The organism is Kribbella sp. NPDC005582 (assembly GCF_040605415.1).
GTDB lineage: Bacteria > Actinomycetota > Actinomycetes > Propionibacteriales > Kribbellaceae > Kribbella.
In genome coordinates this window covers 1-16,781 of record NZ_JBEXCU010000010.1, presented here as the reverse complement: position 1 = coordinate 16,781, position 16,781 = coordinate 1, and the positions used below count along the sequence as shown (strand labels likewise).

Genomic DNA, 16,781 nt, shown 5'->3' with positions numbered 1-16,781 from the left:
GTGTGGCAATGGATGTGTTGAGCGTGCAGGCGATCCAAGAGGCAGGGCTGGCCGACTGGAGCGAACTGTCGACGGCGTTGCATGCGCGGTACCTGGTCGGATCGCTCGCGGAAGGCCTCGAGTTCGCCCAGGCCGTGGCGGAGCTGTCGGCCGGGCACGATCCGGAGGTCCGCGCGACCTCGACCTTCGTGGACCTCAAGCTGGTCACCCCGGATGCAGTGGACGGCGACGGAGATGTCCGGTCCTCCGTGACGCAGCTCGACGTCGATCTGGCCCGCGACATCACCGGCCTAGCCGCAGCACGTGGCCTCAAGGCTGATCTGACCGGCATCTTCCTGGTCGAGCTGGGCCTCGACACCCACGATGCGGACGAGATCGGCCCGTTCTGGGCCGCTCTGCTCACCGGCGACACCGCGAACTACCGCAACCAGTTGGAGGTCGTGGACCCGACCGGTCGCACGCCGGATCTCTGGTTCCAGAAGACGACGCCGCACGAGACGCCGCGTCAGCGGTTCCACCTCGACCTCTGGATGCCGATAGCCCTCGCTCCGGCCCGCATCGAGGCAGCCGTCGCGGCCGGCGGCAAGGTCACGTTCGACGAGTATCCGTCGTTCACGGTGCTCACCGACGCGCAGGGGAACAATGCCTGCATCTGCACGATTCAGGGCCGATAAATGGGTGGGAGGCCGGCGAGCGGCTTGGTTATGGTGTGAGCGAGAGCCGCTTCTGAGTGCGGCGTGAGGAGGTGCGTGATGACCTGCATGGCTATCCGGTTGCGCACCAACTCCTCCAGCTGAGCTTTCGGACCGGTTGGTGCGTCGCGGCGTTGGCCGCGGGTCCTGTGCGTTCTGCGCACTTCGCACCTGCCGAACCGGAGCTTCCTCATGTCCTCCGTGGACACCCAATTGCATACTGCCCTCCTGCGCGCGCTCACCGGCGTGACGTACGACGTACTGCGCTCGCGCGCGATCGAACTGTCCGCCCGCTACCGGGAGGCGGCGGTCGCCGACGCGTCACCCGGTCTGCGGGATGAGCTCGACTGCCTCGCGTACGCCGTCGTGCGGATGCCGGCCACGTACCGCGCTATCCAAGCTGCGCTGCGAGCGGTTGATACCCATGTGGGCGCTGTCCGCACGCTGGTCGACTTAGGTGGTGGGACCGGCGCCGCCGCGTGGGCGGCCGCCTCGATCTGGCCGGGCATCCGCAGTCAGGTCGTCGAGCGCCAACCCGCGGCGATCAGCCTCGGCCGACAACTTGCTTCATCCTGGAGACCGGCGCCGCGGTGGTCAGCAGCGGACCTCCGCAGCTGGCAACCGTCGTCCACTGTGGATCTCGCGACCGTCGCGTATGTCCTGAACGAATTGGCGCCGGCTGTCCAGAACTGCGTCGTTGCTACCGCGGCGGTTGCTGCCGACACGGTGGTGCTCGTCGAGCCCGGTACGCCGCGCGGCTACCGGCACCTCCTCGAGGCGCGTGCTCAGTTGATCGGCCTCGGGTTCACGATCGCTGCACCTTGTCCGCACCAGTTCGAGTGCCCGCTGAGCGGTCCTGACTGGTGCCACTTCGCCGTACGGTTGCCGCGGAGCGAACTACATCGGCGGCTCAAGGACGGCACCCGGAACTTCGAGGACGAGAAGTTCAGCTACCTGGTTGCGACTCGCCGGCCGGTGCAGTCCGCCGCCGCGCGAGTCCTCACCCCACCGGTCCGTCCGAAGAACCAGGTGCTTCTCACGCTCTGTACGTCGGACGGCCGGCGAACCCAGACCCGGGTCCCCAGGTCGAGTCCGGACTACCCGGCCGCGAGGTCCGTCGTACAGGGAGCTGCTTGGCCGGCTCAGAGGTCGTAGCCGCCGGAGGCTTCGAGGGTCTGGGCGGTCAGCCAGCGGGCCTCGGGGGAGAGGAGGTAGGTGATCACAGCGGCGACGTCCTCGGATTCGCCGATCCGGCCGAGCGCGGTGTTGTCGGCGATCGGCGGAATCAGCTCAGGGTGCTGGGCGAAGGCGTCGCCGCCGAGGCGGGTGCGGGTGACGCCGGGAGCGACGGCGTTCACCCGGATGCCCCGGGCGCTCAGTTCCTTCGCGAGGTAGCGGGTCAGGACGACCTGCGCGCCCTTGACGCTGCCGTAGACCGAGTAGCCGTTCGACGGTCGCGAACTCAGCAGCCCGGCCGAGCTGGTCGTGAACACCACCGAACCGCCATCTGCGATCAACGGCAGCAGAGTCTGGGTGAGGAAGTACGGCCCCTTGAGGTGCACGCCGACCATCTGGTCGAACAGCTGTTCCGTGGTCTCCTCGAACGGCACCGGCGGCTGCCCGACACCGGCGTTGTTGACCAGGAAGTCGAACGTGTCGCGTCCCCAGCGCTCTTGCAGCGCGGCCGAGATCGAGTCCCGGAAACCGGTGAGCGCTTCCTGGCTGCTCACATCGAGCGGCAGCGCGACCGCGGTCCCGCCGTCCTTCTCGATCCGCTCGGCCGTTTCCAGCCCGCGCTCGGCGCTGCCGTGGTACGTGAGGATGACGCCGATACCCCGCTTGGCGACCTCGAGGGCCGTGGCCTGACCGATTCCGGAGCTTCCACCAGTGATGACAGCGATTTGCATGATCCCGCCTATCTTCTACAACGTCGTGGTTGGCTACCACTCCAGTAGACGTTGCGGGACAGAGGTTTCTGTAGACCGATGCTCGCCAGTCCTTGCACGATCCTGTCAGGCCGGCGGATGCGCGACGAAGCCGGTCTTCTCGCCCGCGACGAAGCCGCACGCCTGGTAGTAGGCATGGGTCGATTCCCGCTTCGATCCGGTCAGCAGCATCACCTTGTAGCAACCCGCGTCCCACGCCGCCTGCAGCGTGCCGGCCATGACCGCCTTGCCGACACCGGTTCCCCGGTGGGCCGCGTCCACGATCACGTTCTCCACGACGCCGTACGGCGCTGCGCCGCGGGTCAGGTTCGGGATCAGATTCAGGTACGTCGAGGCGATGACGACGCCGTCCTGCTCGATGACGAACAGGTGCATTCCCGGCGTGCGCAGGATCTCGTCGTACACCGCTTGGGCGCGTTCGTCTGGGACGACCGCGTCACGTGGATGAAGCTGCCGGTAGAGCTCCATGACGCTCGCGAAATCCGCAGGCTCGGCCTTAAGAAACATCGGACTCGCAGAGCCGGCTCGCGGTGATCAGGGGTTCCCAACCGGCTGCAGTCTGGTGATGGGACGCCTCCAGGTGCAGCAACGATCGGTTGCCCGCAGCAACATGCTGGAGGACCGGCCAGCCCAGTCCTGACACTTCGTCGGCGACAAGCTCAGCCGGGTCGAGCCACGCGACCGCGCTGATCCGCGCGTCCGTCGTACGCAACTCTGCGGACGACTGAGGCGTCGCCTCGAAGTACACGATCTCGACGCTGCGACCGCGCCACCGATGCAGGCAGTCCGCCATGACGCGCCCCGGCGTGACCAGTACGCCGGTCTCCTCGACGGTCTCCCGAACCGCAGCCTCGGCCGCCGACTCACCAAGCTCGACGTGCCCTCCGGGCAGCTCCCACCGCACCACTCCGAGCCGCTCGTGCCGAACCATCAGCACCCGTCCCTCAGCGTCTACCGGACAGGTGAACGCTGTGAGGCGCAGTGGCAGGTCGATCGCCCTCACGGCGTCCCGACCAGCAGGCAGAACGGATGTCCCGCCGGGTCGGCCAGGACGTACAGAGGTTCCGATCCTTGCCCGGTGCGGTCATGCAACACCCGTGCCCCGAGCAGCTCGGCGTGCACGCGGTGCAGCTCCAGCGCCTCCTTTGTCGGTACGGCGAAGTCGAGATGCATCTGCATCGGGATCTCGGCCGACGGCCAGGTGGCCCGCGGCAGCACATCGGTCCGCTGTACGGCGAGCTGCCGCCGCCCGTCCGCGTCGACGAGCACGAGCCAGTCCGGATCATCCGGCGTACCGTCTGCCGGCGGCTCGTCGCCCGGTCGGTACCGCAGTCCTAGGAGCTGCCGGTAGAACTCCGCGAGTCCTCGCGCGTCCTCGGTATCCAGCGCGGTGTGCATGCGCTGCGGGCGCGGCACCTCGTCGACGTCGAAGCGGACGATCACCAGCTCGTCATCCGGCTCCAGTGACGGGTAGTAGTCGCGCAGTCCGGTCAGTACGCCGCTCGCTCCGGCGAAGCCGTCCGCACGAGCCTCGTCATCGCTGACCGTGGCGACCGTCTTGGCAACTGCCGAGGTGATTCGCCCCGGCACGCGCACCTCAGGCGTCGACTCGAACACCAGCATCGCCGGTCCGACCTCGACGGGATCCTGGAAGCGCATCGTGATCCGCTTGCCGCCGTTCAGGACGGCCGGCAGGTGCGTCGCCCGGAATCGCAGTTCCTGGATAGCCATGGCCTTACCCTGTCAGAACGGGCCGGGGGCGTGACAGGATCTGGGGTATGGCGGGGAAAAGTGCTGATGAGCAGCGGCTGGAGGATCTGGTCCGGCTGCGGCGGGTGCGGGACCGGATCGACCGGGAGTACGCGCAGCCACTCGACGTCGACGCGCTGGCCCGGGGCGCCAACATGTCCTCGGGCCACTTGAGCCGTGAGTTCAAGCGCGCGTACGGGGAGTCGCCGTACAGCTACCTGATGACGCGGCGGGTCGAGCGGGCGATGGCGCTGCTGCGGCACGGGGAGATGACCGTCACCGAGGTGTGTTTCGCGGTGGGCGCGTCGTCGCTCGGGACCTTCACGACGCGGTTCACCGAGCTGGTGGGGATGTCGCCGGGCGCCTACAAGCGGGAGGTCAGCGCGGCGGCCGCAGGACTGCCGTCGTGTATTGCGAAGCGCGTGACCAGACCGATCAGGAATCAAGAAGTTTCCCAGGCCGCCTCGCACCTACTGTGATGGCCATGGACATCAAGATTGCAACCACCTTCCTCCCGCACACCGACCCCGAAGAGTCGGTCACCTTCTACCGCGACGTGCTCGGCTTCGAGGTCCGGATGGACGTCGGCGGCGGCACGATGCGCTGGATCACCGTCGGCCCGGCCGGTCAGCCGGACACGGCGATCGTGCTCTGCCCGCCGTTCGCCGATCCCGGCATCACCGAGGACGAGCGCCGGACCATCTCCGAGATGATGGCCAAGGGCACCTATGCCACCATCGTGCTGTCCACCCCCGACCTGGACGCGGTCTTCGAGAAGATCGTTGCCGGCGGCGCCGAGGTGGTCCAGGAACCGACCGACCAGCCGTACGGCGTGCGCGACTGCGCGTTCCGTGACCCGGCGGGCAACCACGTCCGCATCAATCAGCAGGCCTGACCGTACGCCCGGACCCCTGGAGACCACCGCATGACGAAGGCCGAACACGTTGCCGATAGCCACGACCTGATCCGGGTCGTCGGCGCCCGCGAGAACAACCTGAAGGACATCAGCGTCGAGATCCCGAAGCGCCGGCTGACCGCGTTCACCGGGGTCTCGGGCTCGGGCAAGAGCTCGCTGGTCTTCAGCACGATCGCCGCGGAGTCGCAGCGCCTCATCAACGAGACGTACAGCGCGTTCCTGCAGGGGTTCATGGCCAACCAGGCCCGCCCGGACGTCGACGTCCTGGACGGGCTGACCACCGCGATCATCGTCGACCAGGAGCGGATGGGCGCGAACCCGCGGTCCACGGTCGGTACGGCGACCGACGCGAACGCGATGCTGCGGATCCTGTTCAGCCGGCTCGCGAAGCCGCCCGCGGGCCCGCCGACGGCGTACTCGTTCAACGTGCCGCGGCGGGTCGCGACCGGCTCGATGGTCGCCGAGAAGGGCGCCGGGGTGAAGCAGGTCGTCCGCGAGGCGGTGTACGCCGGGGGCATGTGCGCTCGCTGTGAGGGGATGGGTGCGGTCACCGACTTCGACCTGACCGCCCTGTACGACGACAGCAAGTCGCTGAACGAGGGTGCGCTGACCATCCCCGGCTACAGCATGGACGGCTGGTACGGGCGGATCTTCCGCGGCGCCGGCTACTTCAACCCGGACAAGCCGATCAAGAAGTACACGAAGAAGGAACTGCACGACCTGCTCTACCGGGAGCCGACCAAGATCAAGGTCGAGGGCATCAACCTCACCTACACCGGGATCATCCCGGCGATCCAGAAGTCGTTCCTGAGCAAGGACGTCGAGGCGATGCAGCCGCACATCCGGGCGTTCGTGGAGCGGGCGGTGACGTTCACGACCTGCCCGGACTGCGGCGGCACGCGGCTCAGCCAGGAGGCGCTGGCCTCGAAGATCAACGGCAAGAACATCGCCGATCTGTGCGCGATGCAGATCAGCGACCTGGCCGACTGGATCCGCAAGCTGAAGGCGCCGTCGTACGCGCCGCTGCTGAACGCGCTCGGCGACACGCTCGACTCGTTCGTGTCGATCGGTCTCGGGTACCTGTCGCTCGACCGTCCGGCCGGCACGCTGTCCGGCGGTGAGGCGCAGCGGACCAAGATGATCCGCCACCTCGGGTCGTCGCTGACCGATGTCACCTACGTCTTCGACGAGCCGTCGATCGGTCTGCACCCGCACGACATCCAGCGGATGAACGAGCTGCTCCTGCAGTTGCGCGACAAGGGCAACACGGTGCTGGTTGTCGAGCACAAGCCCGAGATGATCGCGATCGCCGACCACGTCATCGACCTCGGTCCCGGCGCCGGCAGCGACGGTGGCGAGATCGTCTTCGAGGGAACGGTCGAGAAGCTGCGCACCAGCGACACGCTGACCGGGCGGCACCTCGACGACCGCGCGAAGTTGAAGAGCGAGCTTCGGACGGCGAACGGCGTACTGGAGGTTCGCGGTGCGGATACGCACAACCTGCGCAACGTCGATGTCGACGTGCCGCTCGGGGTGCTCGTGGCCGTGACCGGGGTCGCCGGGTCGGGGAAGAGCTCGCTGATTCACGGGTCGCTGGTGGGCCGGGACGGCGTGGTGACTGTCGACCAGAGCCCGATCAAGGGATCACGGCGGAGCAACCCGGCGACGTACACGGGGATGCTGGAGCCGATCCGGAAGGCGTTCGCGAAGGAGAACGGCGTCAAGCCGGCGCTGTTCAGTGCGAACTCCGAAGGTGCGTGCCCGGCCTGCAATGGCGCGGGCGTCATTTACACCGAGCTCGGCGTGATGGCGACCGTCGAGGCGACGTGTGAGGAGTGCGAGGGCAAGCGGTTCCAGGCCGCGGTGCTGGAGTACCAGTTCGGCGGGCGGAACATCTCCGAGGTGCTGGAGATGCCGGTGAGCGAGGCGCTCGAGTTCTTCGCCGACGGTCCGGCGAAGGTGCCGGCCGCGCACAAGGTCCTGGATCGGCTGGCTGACGTCGGGCTCGGCTATCTGAAGCTGGGCCAGCCGCTGACCACGCTGTCCGGTGGTGAGCGCCAGCGACTGAAGCTGGCCACGCAGATGGCCGACAAGGGCGAGGTGTACATCCTCGACGAGCCGACCACCGGCCTGCACCTGGCCGACGTCGAAAACCTGCTCGGCCTGCTCGACCGCCTGGTCGACTCCGGCAAGTCGGTGATCGTGATCGAGCACCACCAGGCCGTGATGGCGCACGCCGACTGGATCATCGACCTCGGTCCGGGAGCCGGGCACGACGGCGGCAAGGTCGTCTTCGAGGGCACTCCGGCCGCGCTGGTGAAGGCGGCGAAGACGCTGACCGGCCAGCACCTGAAGGAGTACGTCGCCGCTCACTAATCCACGGGTGTCGGCGGGCATCGTTGCGCCGTACGTCGGGATCGCGTCGAGCCGTGGTGCGCAGTTGTTCGGGACCGCGCGGACGCTGGCGCCTTCGGATGCTGGGGAGTATTGGGAGGCGTTTCGGTGGCAGTCCGACTACGCGGAGCGGGGCCGATCGATGAGTGAGGCGCCGTCGGATCCGCTGACGGTGATCACGCCGGAGCGGATCCTTTATACCGATCACTGGCTCCGGCGGAGCGGCTACGCGCCCCGCCAGACCTGGCGGCCACAGTCAGACCGGCCGTAGCCAGCGCTGCGATCAGTACGACGGGCATGAGTCCGGTCGGTACGACGCCGGCCGAGTACGTCGTACCGTCGTCGAGCCGGCAGTCGAATCGCGGCGGGAGGTAGCTGGCCCAGTGGTCGACGACGTGCGCGACCTGTGTCGGTGACGCTTGGCGGCAGGCCGGAGCCGGGGATGATTCGGCCCCGTGGGCCGACTCGCCTTCCGCGAGGGCAACCAGGGATACACCGAGCGCATAGCCGCCGATCGCGATGGATCCGCAGACGAGCGCCAGGCCGCGGTAGATGGTGCGCTGGCGGCGTTTGGCCAGGCCGAGGACGGTCTTGCCGACTCCCCAGAGGGCTATGAACAGGGCTGCTATGACGAGCAGCAGGGCGAGGATCATGTGGTGGTCCCAGGTCGTCGGCCGAAGGCGTCGAGCAGCCTCAGCTCCGCCGACGCATCGGATGTCAGCTCGCCGCTCGGGCCGTCGCCGTACGAACCGAAGGCGAGCATCTCGGTCAGGTGTGGTTCGACCAGTGCCCAGAGTTGTTCGGTGACGGTGGGGTCGAGGGTGTCGTCCTGGCGGGCGGTCCAGAGCAGGTCCCAGGCGTGGACGACGACGTCGACGAGGCGGTAGCGGAGGAACGCTTCGGCTGAGATGTCGCCGGCTGGGTGGTGCACGACCTGGTCCTCGGTTGCTCCGCGAAAGGCATCGATCTGCTGGGCGCCCGACTTCGCCAGATCGCCTGCCTGTTCATCCCGAACCGCAGCCCACGCCTCTGCCGCGCTCGCTCCTGCGAGCACCGCGACCGCGAACTGGTTCCCCTGCACCACGTGCTCGACGAGCTCCCGGACGTCAACCTCACAAGGCGTCGGCAGTCCCCACGCTTCCTCCGGCAGACCTCGCACCACGCGCTCGAACTCGGCCGAGGCTGCTGCCAACAGTTCCACGTCCATGCAGACACCGTACGGCGTCGGTAAGGACACGTAGACCGGTCGTTTCAGGGGCTGCGGATGGGCTCCTGAGCGTGGCCGCTGCCGCCCGTCGGTGTGGAGTACGTGTTCTTACCGACGAAGCTGTCGAGTGCGGACATGAACTCGGTGAAGTGCGAGTACCAGAGGCAGTGGTCTGGTGGTCGACGGGGGAGTCGCCGTGACCGGGGAGGGCGACGGCGACGGCGCGGAAGCCGCGGGCCGCGAGCGCGGGACCGACGCGCCAGAACTGCTGACCGGAGCCGAGCATCCCGTGCAGGAGGACCGCGACGCGCTCGCCCGCACCCCAGGTCGTCGTGTGCAGCTTCATGCCGGTCTTGGACGTCAGGAGAGCCTGAAGAGTTGATAGGCAAGTGGCTACTTGCCTATAGTGAGGCGTGGTCACGGTGTTCCGGGCGTTGGATGACGAGACGCGGCGAGTGATTCTCGACGAGCTGGCAGCGCGGGACGGTCAGACGTTGTTCGAGATCTGCTCGACGCTGACGACGCGGCACGGGTTGTCGTCGACGCGGCAGGCGATCTCGCAGCACTTGGGGGTGCTGGAGGCGGCGGGGCTGGTCGTGACGGAGAAGCGTGGGCGCTCGAAGTTCCACTATTTCAATCCCGAGCCATTGGCGGAGATCGCGCGCCGGTGGCCGGTCGACGGAAGGACCCCGGAATGAGAATCAACCTGGTGAGTGTGTTCGTGGACGATCAGCGGGCGGCACTGGAGTTCTACACCGACGTGCTCGGCTTCACGAAGAAGCACGACATCCCGCTCGGCGAAGCCACCTGGCTGACGGTGGTCTCACCCGACGCGCCGGACGGTCCGGAACTGCTACTGGAGCCCGCCGGCCACCCGGCCGTGAAGCCGTACCGCGATGCCTTGGTCGAGGACGGGATCCCGCTGGTGCAGTTCGCCGTGGACGACGTCGAGGCCGAGCATGCCCGGCTGACTGCGCGCGGTGTCGTGTTCACGCAGCCGCCGACCGATGTCGGCACCGTGATGATGGCGGTCCTCGACGACACCTGCGGCAACCTGGTGCAGATCGTCTCGCCGAAGTCAGCCGGCTAGCAGGACGAACTCGTTGCCGTCGGGATCGAGCAGCGTGTCACCCTCACCGGGTGTCGCACCGAGCGCGACGAGACGATCGACCTCGACCTGACGGTCGCCGTCGGCCCGCAGCTTCAGCTGGAGCCGGTTCACCCCGAGCTTCGGGTTCACCGGCGGACCACCCCAGGCGATCTTCGTCCCGCCGTACGGCGCCTGGATCGCGGTCTCCTCGTCCTGGTCCCAGACGAGCGGCCAGTCCAGCGCCTTGCTCCAGAAGTAGCCGACCGCCTGGCTCCCGTCCGACGACAGCGCGCCGATCTCGGCGGTGTCGGCCAGGAAGTTGTTGGTCGGCTCGATCACACAGAACTCGTTGCCTTCCGGATCAGCCAGTACGACGTGCTTCTCGTCGGGCGACTGCCCGATGTCGAGGTGCTGACCGCCGAGCTCGATCGCGCGGTCGACCATGCCCTGCTGGTCGTCGAGCGACGTACTCGTCACGTCGAAATGCATCTGGTTCGGGCCGAGCTTCGGCAGGTCCGACGCCACGAACCGAAGGCGGAACGCCCGCTCGTCGGCCGGCGCGAGGACGGTGTCGTCGACGAGCTCGAACCCGAGTACGCCGGCCCAGAAGCGCGCCAGCCCGGCGGGATCCTTGGCTGCGTAGGTCAGCTCCTGCAGACGAACACCCATCGGTTTCCACATCCCAACTCTCGGCCTGGTGCGACGCAAGCAGCCTAGACCGGTTCCCGCCCCGGAGCACCCCAATATCGCTCCAGGGCGGGTTGCCGTCGTACTAGCAGGCACCCGAATATCGCTCCGGGGCGGGCACGGTCGCCCTACCGGGTCACGCGCAGGTGCGCGCGCTCGGCGAGTTCCTCGGCGCTGACCATCGTCAGGATCGGAGTGCCGGGCTCGGCGAGCATGGTCACGACGAACTGTGCCTCGTTGTCGGCGGAGTTGTTCGCGCCCTGGAGGTGGATCACGTCGCCGCCCGGCTCGGCGAGCCCATCGCCGGCCTTGAGGATCCGCGGCGCCTGCCCTTCCAGCTCGAACAGGACCTCGCCCGAGATCACGTACCCGAACACCGGTCCCGGGTGCCGATGCGGCGGCGCGCCCGGATCGCCGGGTGCCAACGTGATCCGAATCGTCCTGGCCTCCGCACCGGCCGGAATCCGGAACTCCGTCCCCGGCACTGTCGAGATGACCTCGACCCCGGGCGGCAGGTTGTCACTCATGAATCCTCCAAATCGTGGCTGTCACTACCAAGACCGGCCACGCCGCTCGCCTGTGACATCTGCCCGAGCTGCGGGCATCATCGATCCGGTGAGCGACGAACGGTACGTCCTCTCGCCGATTCGGCATGTGTTGCTGGATGCGGACGGGGTGCTGCAGGACCTGCCGGGTGGGTGGTACTCGGCGATGGAGCCATATCTGGGTGAGCGAGCGCGAGAGTTTCTGCACCGGACCTGGAAGGACGAGCTACCGATGCTGGCCGGCCAGGGTGACTACCTACCCGTGCTGGCAGCGACCCTGCAGGAATTCGGCGTGGTCGAGCCGGTCACGACCGTGTACGACGCGGTGTGGAAGAACATCGTGATCGCCGAGGAGTCGTTCGAGATCGTCCGCGGACTGCGGCGCAACGGGTACGGCGTCCACCTAGGCACGAACCAGGAGCAGTACCGCGGCGGCCACATGCGGACAGTGCTGCGGTACGACGAGTTGTTCGACGTGAGCTGCTATTCGCACGACCTGGGCGTGGCCAAGCCTGATCCGCGCTTCTTCACGGAGGCCGCGCGGCGGATCGGTGCTGAGGTCGAGACCGTGCTGTTCGTCGACGACAACGCTCGCAATGTCGAAGGCGCACGGGCGGCCGGGATGGTCGCCGAGCAGTGGGACCTGACCCAAGGGCACGACGTACTGATCGAACTGCTGGCGAAGCATGGAGTGTCGGCGCGCTAGATCTGCCAGCGAGTACCGTCGGCGGGGACAAAGTGCCCATGCTTCTCGATGACAGCCCGCTCGGGTGAGGCCGGGTCGATGACCGGGTTGGTGTTGTTGAGGTGCGTGAACGCGAGCGGGCGGTCGACTTGCTGGACGGCTGTGGCGATCGGGAGGTGACCCATGACCGTCTGCCCGGGCATCTCGTCGTTGCTGTAGAAGGTTCCGTCCAGCAACACGTACGCCGCGCCCGCGGCGAACTGCGCGAAACCTTCTGGCAGCTGCGCGACACAAGGTGCATAGACGAGCGATCGGCCGTGGTGCTCGAAGCGGTACGCGATCACCCAAGGTCCGGGAGCGGGATCGTCGGCGTACCGGGGTTGCTTGTCGCTGACGGCGAGTGTCTTGATGGTGATTCCGTCCAGCTCATCGGGCACCGCAGACCAGGTCCAGGCGTGGTAGCGATCGGTGATGTCGCGGAAACGGGAGAGTGCGTTCAGTACCGCCGGGGGAGCGTGGACGGTCAGGGTCTCCGCCTCGCGAAGGAGAAGCAGGCCGAGCGTGTGGTCGAGTTCCGCGTCGGTCAGCAGTACGCCGCGGATCGGGGTCTCGCGGACTCCGGGGCCGGCGCGCAGCTCGGGAGTGGCGAGGATCTGCGCACGCAGATCGGGCGACGCGTTCACCAGGTACCAGTTGTTGCCGTCGGCACTGATCGCCAGGCCGTCCTGGCTGCGCGGCTCGAGCTCGGGATCGCGGCAGGTCGCGCAGGCACAGTTCCACTGCGGGAAGCCGCCACCGGCCGCAGTACCGAGCACGATGACCTTCATCGGCCGGGACTCCGCAGCACGAATCCGGTCTGACGGGGTTCGGCGAGGACGAGGTCGACGAGCCCGCGGTCGGGCGACTTGTGGCAGACGGGATCGGTGGCTGCGGCGTCGCCGGTGAGCAGGAAGGCCTGACAGCGGCAGCCGCCGAAGTCGAGTTCGCGCCGGTCGCAGCCGCGGCAGGTGTCGCTCATCCACTCCTCGCCGCGGTAGGCGTTGAACGAGCCTGAGTCGTACCAGATCTCGGCCAGTGAGCGCTCCCTGACGTTGTCCAGCTGCAGCGTGCTGATCGCCGCGGCGGCCGGGCACGGCAGCACGGTCCCGTCCGGTGCGACGGTGATCTGCCGCGCACCCCACCCGTAGGTGCAGGGCTTGGGGTACTTCTCGGGGTAGTCCGCGATCACGTAAACGATCTGCATCGCCCCCTTGAGCCTGGCCAGCGCGTCCCGGACGATCGGCTCGGCGGCGGCGAGCTGCTCTGCGGTCGGCATCAGCTGCGAGCGATTGCGCAGCGCCCAGCCGTAGTACTGCGTGTTGGCAAGCTCGAGCCGATCGGCACCGAGTTCCTCCGCGAACGCGATGATCGCGGCGAGCTGGTCGTGGTTCTCCCGGTGCAGGACGACGTTCACACTCAGCGGCAGGCCGGTACGGCGAACCAGGTCGGCCGCGATGATCTTGTGGTGATGCGCCCGGGTGCCGGCGATCCGGTCTGCGGTCGCCGCGTCAGCTCCCTGGACGGAGAGCTGGACATGGTTGAGCCCGGCATCGACCAGGCTCTGCAGTCGCGCCTCGGTGAGGCCGAGTCCGCTGGTGACCAGGTTGACGTAGGCGCCAAGGACGGCGGTGTGTTCGATCAGCTCGGCGAGATCCTTCCGTCCGAGCGGTTCGCCGCCGGAAAAGTGCACCTGCAGTACGCCGAGCTCGCGCGCCTGGGTGAGGATGTCGCGCCAGGCGGCCGTGTCGAGCTCGCTTTCGCGGCCGAGCAACTCGAGCGGGTTGGAGCAGTACGGGCAGTGCAGGGGGCAGCGGTGGGTCAGCTCGGCGGTCAGGCTCAGGGGCGGTGCCGCGTTCTTGGGGTTGCTCACGTCCACTCCACCACCTGCTTGTCGGCCAGCCGGTCCAGCAGACTGCGGATCTGCTCGGGCCGGACGGCGTCGTACCGGTCGGTGAGGAGTGCCGTGATCTCGGGCAGCGAGCGCTCTCCGTCGCAGAGCTCGAGCACTGCGGTGGCGGTCGGGTTCAGGATCAGCACGCCTTCGGGGTGCAGGACGACCGGGGTGTTCCGGACCGCGTCGTGACTCAGCCGGACGCCGCGCCGGATCCGCGGGCAGTCGGCGGTCACTGTTTGCTCGCGGCGTGATCGATTGCGTCGAGCAACGACCAGAGCACGTCGCACTTGAACGACAGAGCGGCAATGGCGGCGTCCTGCTCGGCCCGGGTGCGGCAGTGGCCGACCACCAGGTCGAGGGTGGATTGGCCTTCACCGGCGACGGCGTCGATCCGGTTCGTGAAGTAGGCGAGATCGTCCGGGCGGATCCAGTCGTACTGCGCCAGCATGTCGGCGACGCGTGCCTTCATCAGGTGACCGGAGAACATCTCGGTCAGTCCGGAGGCCACCGCTTCGACCCACGGCCGGTTCCGCGCGAAACCGACGTACGCGTCGACGGCGAAGCGGGCACCGGGGACGACATACCGTTCGTCGAGAACTTCGTCGCGGGTCAGCCCGACTGCTTCGCAGAGCCGGAGCCAGCGCTCCATGCCGCCTTCGCCGGGCGCGGTCCCGTCGTGGTAGACGATGCGGGGCAGCCATTGGCGGCGTACCTCGGGCAGCGGGCAGTTGCTGATGATCGCGGCATCCTTGCGCGGAATCGCGCTCTGGTAGTACCAGCGGTTCGCCGCCCAGACCTGCAACTCCGGCTGGGACAGCTCACCGGCATGCATCCGCTGGTGGAACGGATGCGTCCCCCAGTAACGATGCGAAAGCCCGCGGAGTGCGTCGACGAATTCGTCCGCTCCGAGCGGCTGCATAGGACCTCCCGAGTCATCCAGCGAGCTATGGAACAATTTCCAGATTTCGCCCACAGGATGGAACTCACGGGAATTGCGTCGATCAGCAAGAACCGCACCTGCCGGACCGGCGGCCGTTGCCGCAGGCCCGGACAGGCTGTTCATCGGACGGGGGCGGAAGTCCGATGATCACCTTGCTGTACAGGGGATACGGGTGGTGATCAGTTCACTCGGCCGGCGTATCCGGTGACCTCGGTGGGGGTCTCGAACTCGGTGAAATCCGGGGCGATCCACTCTTCCCGGGCAGTGTTTTCCACCATGTTTTTCTCCTTGCGATCGTGGCGGGGGGCGCCGTCCTCGATTCCGGTCCCACTGGGCCGGAATACGCACAGTAGAGTCCCGGAGAAGCTTTTCCCAGAGCCGTCCCGCGATGCGAGCATTTTCGTCCCCGTCCATCGATGTAACCGTCGACCGCGCGTAAATGAGTTGATCAGAGCGTCGTACGCCTCGGCGTGCACATAGCCCCAGGCCTAAAGTTGGAGGGTCCAAGGAGCGCCAGGATGCGAGCGTACGGCGCTTTGGCCGGGTTCGAGGTCCAGTACGTCGAGGAGTGAGTGGTCCTCGTCGATCGCATGGCTGAGGTGGCCGAACTTGCCGTCGGAACCTGGGGCCGTCGTACCGGCGAGGTGAAACGTGCCGTCCTCGCCATGGCCGACGCGCAAGACCGGTTCGCGCATCTCGAAGACCTCGGGCGTCTGAAGGCAGTTGGTTTGCAGCAACCAGTGGCGCAGCCACCAGGCGCGCCGGTCGCGGGCAAACGCGTGGTCGGCGACCCACCACATGAACGGCAGGTCCTCGTGGTCCCGGGCCTGCTGGGCCGTCAGGTCCGGTCCACCTTCCGGGACCTGCTCGAACGGTTCGTCGATCAGGCTGAAGGCGTACCCGTCCCCGTTGTCCAGGACGACGGCGTGGATCGTCGCGCCGCCCGGATTGCCGGCTCCGATCCCGACCGAGAGCCGGCCGACGTGCTGGTCGGTACCAGTCGTCCAGCCCACGGCGTACGACGCGAGCTCGCCCTGCGGGCCGGTGAACTCGCCGAACGCACGGCGATCCATCCCACGCGCATCCGCGGTCGGTACCTCGACAAACCGGCCCTCGACAACCTGAACATCCATACCCGAACGCTAACGCAACCGATCGAGCGCGAAGTCCTTCAGAACGAACGGCGGGATGCGATCGACCATGCCGCTGAGGAAGGGGACCGCGGCCAGCGTGTGCGGGACGGTCCAGGGCTTGTCGGTGTAGGCGATGAGGAGGTTGCCGACCAGCCGGAAGTCCTGGTGCGGGTGGGCGAGGATCCACTCGATCATGCGGGGATGCAGCATGGCTGAGGTGTAGCGCGGGTCGAGGCTGGCCGCGAAGTACCGCTGGTTGAACGCGTCGCTCTCGGTGTCGCTGGTCTCGAGCACAGGCTCCAGCGGCGGCAGCGAAGGCGGCACCACGCTGTCGTGGCTCACGCGCAGCTCGGGAAGGCTGACCGGCAACTCGATGGCGACCAGGTTGTTCACGACCGTGGTCGGGAGTTTGCCCCCGCTCGAATACAGGTACTCCGCCATCTCGATCCGGCGTCCCTCGTACTCACCCACGAGCAGCCGACGCAACGTGCCCGTCTCCCCAAAGCACCGCGCCCCAGCCGCAGCCAGCCGACCGCCAACGTCCTCGCCCGGCAACCACCCGTACCGCTCGGCCCCAGCCTGCAGCCGCGCCAGCTCCGCAGCCTTCCGATCGAGCCCCGGCCCAGCGATCCGAGCGATCACCCACCCGACAGCCATCACGCAACCAACCACGAGCGCAACACCCATCTGCATCCCGACAAGCGCATCCAGCCAGGTAGGCACCGCAAAACCAAACACCCCGGCAACCTAGTCGACCGCCCGGTCAACTGGGACTGCCCCCGGTTCGGTTGACTCCTGATCTGTGAGGACTTGGGTCCTTGCTGGAAGGATGTCTGTCATGCCGAAAGCTTTTCCTGAGGAGTT

General features: G+C 67.5%; 25 protein-coding genes. 9 read left to right on the top strand and 16 right to left on the bottom strand.

Features of this window, described 5'->3' with window-relative positions; genetic code table 11:
- The first annotated feature begins 8 nt into the window (after positions 1 to 8).
- Positions 9 to 674, top strand: coding sequence for a VOC family protein (locus tag ABZS29_RS37065; RefSeq protein WP_355469494.1), 666 nt, complete (start codon positions 9 to 11; stop codon positions 672 to 674).
- Positions 675 to 884: 210 nt separating this feature from the next.
- Positions 885 to 1,847, top strand: coding sequence for a small ribosomal subunit Rsm22 family protein (locus ABZS29_RS37060; protein ID WP_355469492.1), 963 nt, complete (start codon positions 885 to 887; stop codon positions 1,845 to 1,847).
- Here ABZS29_RS37060 and ABZS29_RS37055 read toward each other — a convergent pair.
- The 4 genes from ABZS29_RS37055 to ABZS29_RS37040 all read right to left on the bottom strand — a co-directional run bounded on the left by ABZS29_RS37055 (position 1,835) and on the right by ABZS29_RS37040 (position 4,369).
- Entirely contained in the window at positions 1,835 to 2,599 is a 765-nt protein-coding gene (locus ABZS29_RS37055) for an SDR family oxidoreductase (RefSeq protein ID WP_355469490.1), read from the bottom strand. The genes ABZS29_RS37060 and ABZS29_RS37055 overlap by 13 nt on opposite strands.
- 105 nt (positions 2,600 to 2,704) lie before the next feature.
- Positions 2,705 to 3,145, bottom strand: coding sequence for a GNAT family N-acetyltransferase (locus ABZS29_RS37050; protein ID WP_355469488.1), 441 nt, complete (start codon positions 3,143 to 3,145; stop codon positions 2,705 to 2,707).
- Complete coding sequence (locus ABZS29_RS37045) at positions 3,135 to 3,641, bottom strand: NUDIX hydrolase (protein ID WP_355469486.1); 507 nt, start codon at positions 3,639 to 3,641, stop codon at positions 3,135 to 3,137. The genes ABZS29_RS37050 and ABZS29_RS37045 overlap by 11 nt, the downstream gene beginning before the upstream one ends.
- Positions 3,638 to 4,369, bottom strand: coding sequence for a VOC family protein (locus ABZS29_RS37040; RefSeq protein ID WP_355469485.1), 732 nt, complete (start codon positions 4,367 to 4,369; stop codon positions 3,638 to 3,640). The genes ABZS29_RS37045 and ABZS29_RS37040 overlap by 4 nt, the downstream gene beginning before the upstream one ends.
- 47 nt (positions 4,370 to 4,416) lie before the next feature.
- Here ABZS29_RS37040 and ABZS29_RS37035 point away from each other — a divergent pair, with 47 nt between their 5' ends.
- The 3 genes from ABZS29_RS37035 to ABZS29_RS37025 are packed head-to-tail and all read left to right on the top strand — an operon-like array spanning position 4,417 to position 7,679.
- Positions 4,417 to 4,866: a helix-turn-helix transcriptional regulator gene (locus ABZS29_RS37035; protein ID WP_355469483.1), complete on the top strand. Its 450-nt coding sequence runs from the start codon at positions 4,417 to 4,419 to the stop codon at positions 4,864 to 4,866.
- Between the two features lie 5 nt (positions 4,867 to 4,871).
- Positions 4,872 to 5,282, top strand: coding sequence for a VOC family protein (locus tag ABZS29_RS37030; protein ID WP_355469481.1), 411 nt, complete (start codon positions 4,872 to 4,874; stop codon positions 5,280 to 5,282).
- A gap of 30 nt (positions 5,283 to 5,312) precedes the next feature.
- Positions 5,313 to 7,679 carry an excinuclease ABC subunit UvrA gene (locus ABZS29_RS37025; RefSeq protein WP_355469479.1) on the top strand — a complete coding sequence of 789 codons (2,367 nt, stop codon included), beginning with the start codon at positions 5,313 to 5,315 and terminating at the stop codon, positions 7,677 to 7,679.
- A 194-nt stretch (positions 7,680 to 7,873) separates the two neighbouring features.
- Here the strand turns inward: ABZS29_RS37025 and ABZS29_RS37020 are convergent, their stop codons facing one another.
- Genes ABZS29_RS37020 through ABZS29_RS37010 form a run of 3 tightly spaced genes read right to left on the bottom strand, consistent with a single transcriptional unit; the run spans position 7,874 to position 9,190 of the window.
- Complete coding sequence (locus ABZS29_RS37020; RefSeq protein WP_355469477.1) at positions 7,874 to 8,350, bottom strand: hypothetical protein; 477 nt, start codon at positions 8,348 to 8,350, stop codon at positions 7,874 to 7,876.
- A complete protein-coding gene (locus tag ABZS29_RS37015) occupies positions 8,347 to 8,904 on the bottom strand; it encodes a maleylpyruvate isomerase family mycothiol-dependent enzyme (RefSeq protein ID WP_355469475.1) in 558 nt (185 codons plus the stop codon). The genes ABZS29_RS37020 and ABZS29_RS37015 overlap by 4 nt, the downstream gene beginning before the upstream one ends.
- Entirely contained in the window at positions 8,810 to 9,190 is a 381-nt protein-coding gene (locus ABZS29_RS37010) for a hypothetical protein (RefSeq protein ID WP_355469735.1), read from the bottom strand. The genes ABZS29_RS37015 and ABZS29_RS37010 overlap by 95 nt, the downstream gene beginning before the upstream one ends.
- Between ABZS29_RS37010 and ABZS29_RS37005 the strand changes: the two genes are divergently transcribed.
- The 3 genes from ABZS29_RS37005 to ABZS29_RS36995 are packed head-to-tail and all read left to right on the top strand — an operon-like array spanning position 9,101 to position 9,994.
- Positions 9,101 to 9,286 carry a hypothetical protein gene (locus ABZS29_RS37005; protein ID WP_355469744.1) on the top strand — a complete coding sequence of 62 codons (186 nt, stop codon included), beginning with the start codon at positions 9,101 to 9,103 and terminating at the stop codon, positions 9,284 to 9,286. The two genes, ABZS29_RS37010 and ABZS29_RS37005, sit on opposite strands and share 90 nt — an antisense overlap.
- Positions 9,287 to 9,317: 31 nt before the next feature.
- On the top strand, positions 9,318 to 9,602 hold the full coding sequence (locus ABZS29_RS37000; RefSeq protein WP_355469473.1) for a metalloregulator ArsR/SmtB family transcription factor: 285 nt from the start codon (positions 9,318 to 9,320) through the stop codon (positions 9,600 to 9,602).
- Positions 9,599 to 9,994, top strand: a complete 396-nt coding sequence (locus ABZS29_RS36995; RefSeq protein ID WP_355469471.1) for a VOC family protein — start codon at positions 9,599 to 9,601, stop codon at positions 9,992 to 9,994. The genes ABZS29_RS37000 and ABZS29_RS36995 overlap by 4 nt, the downstream gene beginning before the upstream one ends.
- Here the strand turns inward: ABZS29_RS36995 and ABZS29_RS36990 are convergent.
- Together ABZS29_RS36990 and ABZS29_RS36985 are read right to left on the bottom strand one after the other, a co-directional pair.
- A complete protein-coding gene (locus ABZS29_RS36990; RefSeq protein WP_355469469.1) occupies positions 9,983 to 10,663 on the bottom strand; it encodes a VOC family protein in 681 nt (226 codons plus the stop codon). The two genes, ABZS29_RS36995 and ABZS29_RS36990, sit on opposite strands and share 12 nt — an antisense overlap.
- A 146-nt stretch (positions 10,664 to 10,809) precedes the next feature.
- Positions 10,810 to 11,208, bottom strand: coding sequence for a cupin domain-containing protein (locus ABZS29_RS36985; protein ID WP_355469467.1), 399 nt, complete (start codon positions 11,206 to 11,208; stop codon positions 10,810 to 10,812).
- An 88-nt stretch (positions 11,209 to 11,296) separates the two neighbouring features.
- On the opposite strand from ABZS29_RS36985, the gene ABZS29_RS36980 reads away from it, so the two are divergent.
- Complete coding sequence (locus tag ABZS29_RS36980) at positions 11,297 to 11,932, top strand: HAD-IA family hydrolase (protein WP_355469465.1); 636 nt, start codon at positions 11,297 to 11,299, stop codon at positions 11,930 to 11,932.
- Here the strand turns inward: ABZS29_RS36980 and pqqB are convergent.
- The 7 genes from pqqB to ABZS29_RS36945 all read right to left on the bottom strand — a co-directional run bounded on the left by pqqB (position 11,929) and on the right by ABZS29_RS36945 (position 16,640).
- A complete protein-coding gene (gene pqqB / locus ABZS29_RS36975; protein WP_355469463.1) occupies positions 11,929 to 12,738 on the bottom strand; it encodes a pyrroloquinoline quinone biosynthesis protein PqqB in 810 nt (269 codons plus the stop codon). The two genes, ABZS29_RS36980 and pqqB, sit on opposite strands and share 4 nt — an antisense overlap.
- Positions 12,735 to 13,820 (bottom strand): pyrroloquinoline quinone biosynthesis protein PqqE, encoded by a 1,086-nt coding sequence (gene pqqE / locus ABZS29_RS36970; RefSeq protein ID WP_355469461.1) that lies wholly within the window; start codon positions 13,818 to 13,820, stop codon positions 12,735 to 12,737. The genes pqqB and pqqE overlap by 4 nt, the downstream gene beginning before the upstream one ends.
- Positions 13,817 to 14,077 carry a pyrroloquinoline quinone biosynthesis peptide chaperone PqqD gene (gene pqqD, locus ABZS29_RS36965; RefSeq protein WP_355469459.1) on the bottom strand — a complete coding sequence of 87 codons (261 nt, stop codon included), beginning with the start codon at positions 14,075 to 14,077 and terminating at the stop codon, positions 13,817 to 13,819. Before pqqD ends, pqqE begins: the two co-directional genes overlap by 4 nt.
- Positions 14,074 to 14,763 carry a pyrroloquinoline-quinone synthase PqqC gene (gene pqqC / locus ABZS29_RS36960; RefSeq protein WP_355469458.1) on the bottom strand — a complete coding sequence of 230 codons (690 nt, stop codon included), beginning with the start codon at positions 14,761 to 14,763 and terminating at the stop codon, positions 14,074 to 14,076. Before pqqC ends, pqqD begins: the two co-directional genes overlap by 4 nt.
- Positions 14,764 to 14,963: 200 nt before the next feature.
- Positions 14,964 to 15,062, bottom strand: a complete 99-nt coding sequence (gene pqqA / locus ABZS29_RS36955) for a pyrroloquinoline quinone precursor peptide PqqA (protein ID WP_344147489.1) — start codon at positions 15,060 to 15,062, stop codon at positions 14,964 to 14,966.
- 210 nt (positions 15,063 to 15,272) lie between these two features.
- On the bottom strand, positions 15,273 to 15,917 hold the full coding sequence (locus ABZS29_RS36950) for a hypothetical protein (protein WP_355469456.1): 645 nt from the start codon (positions 15,915 to 15,917) through the stop codon (positions 15,273 to 15,275).
- Between the two features lie 9 nt (positions 15,918 to 15,926).
- Positions 15,927 to 16,640, bottom strand: coding sequence for a hypothetical protein (locus ABZS29_RS36945; RefSeq protein ID WP_355469454.1), 714 nt, complete (start codon positions 16,638 to 16,640; stop codon positions 15,927 to 15,929).
- Between the last annotated feature and the right edge of the window lie 141 nt (positions 16,641 to 16,781).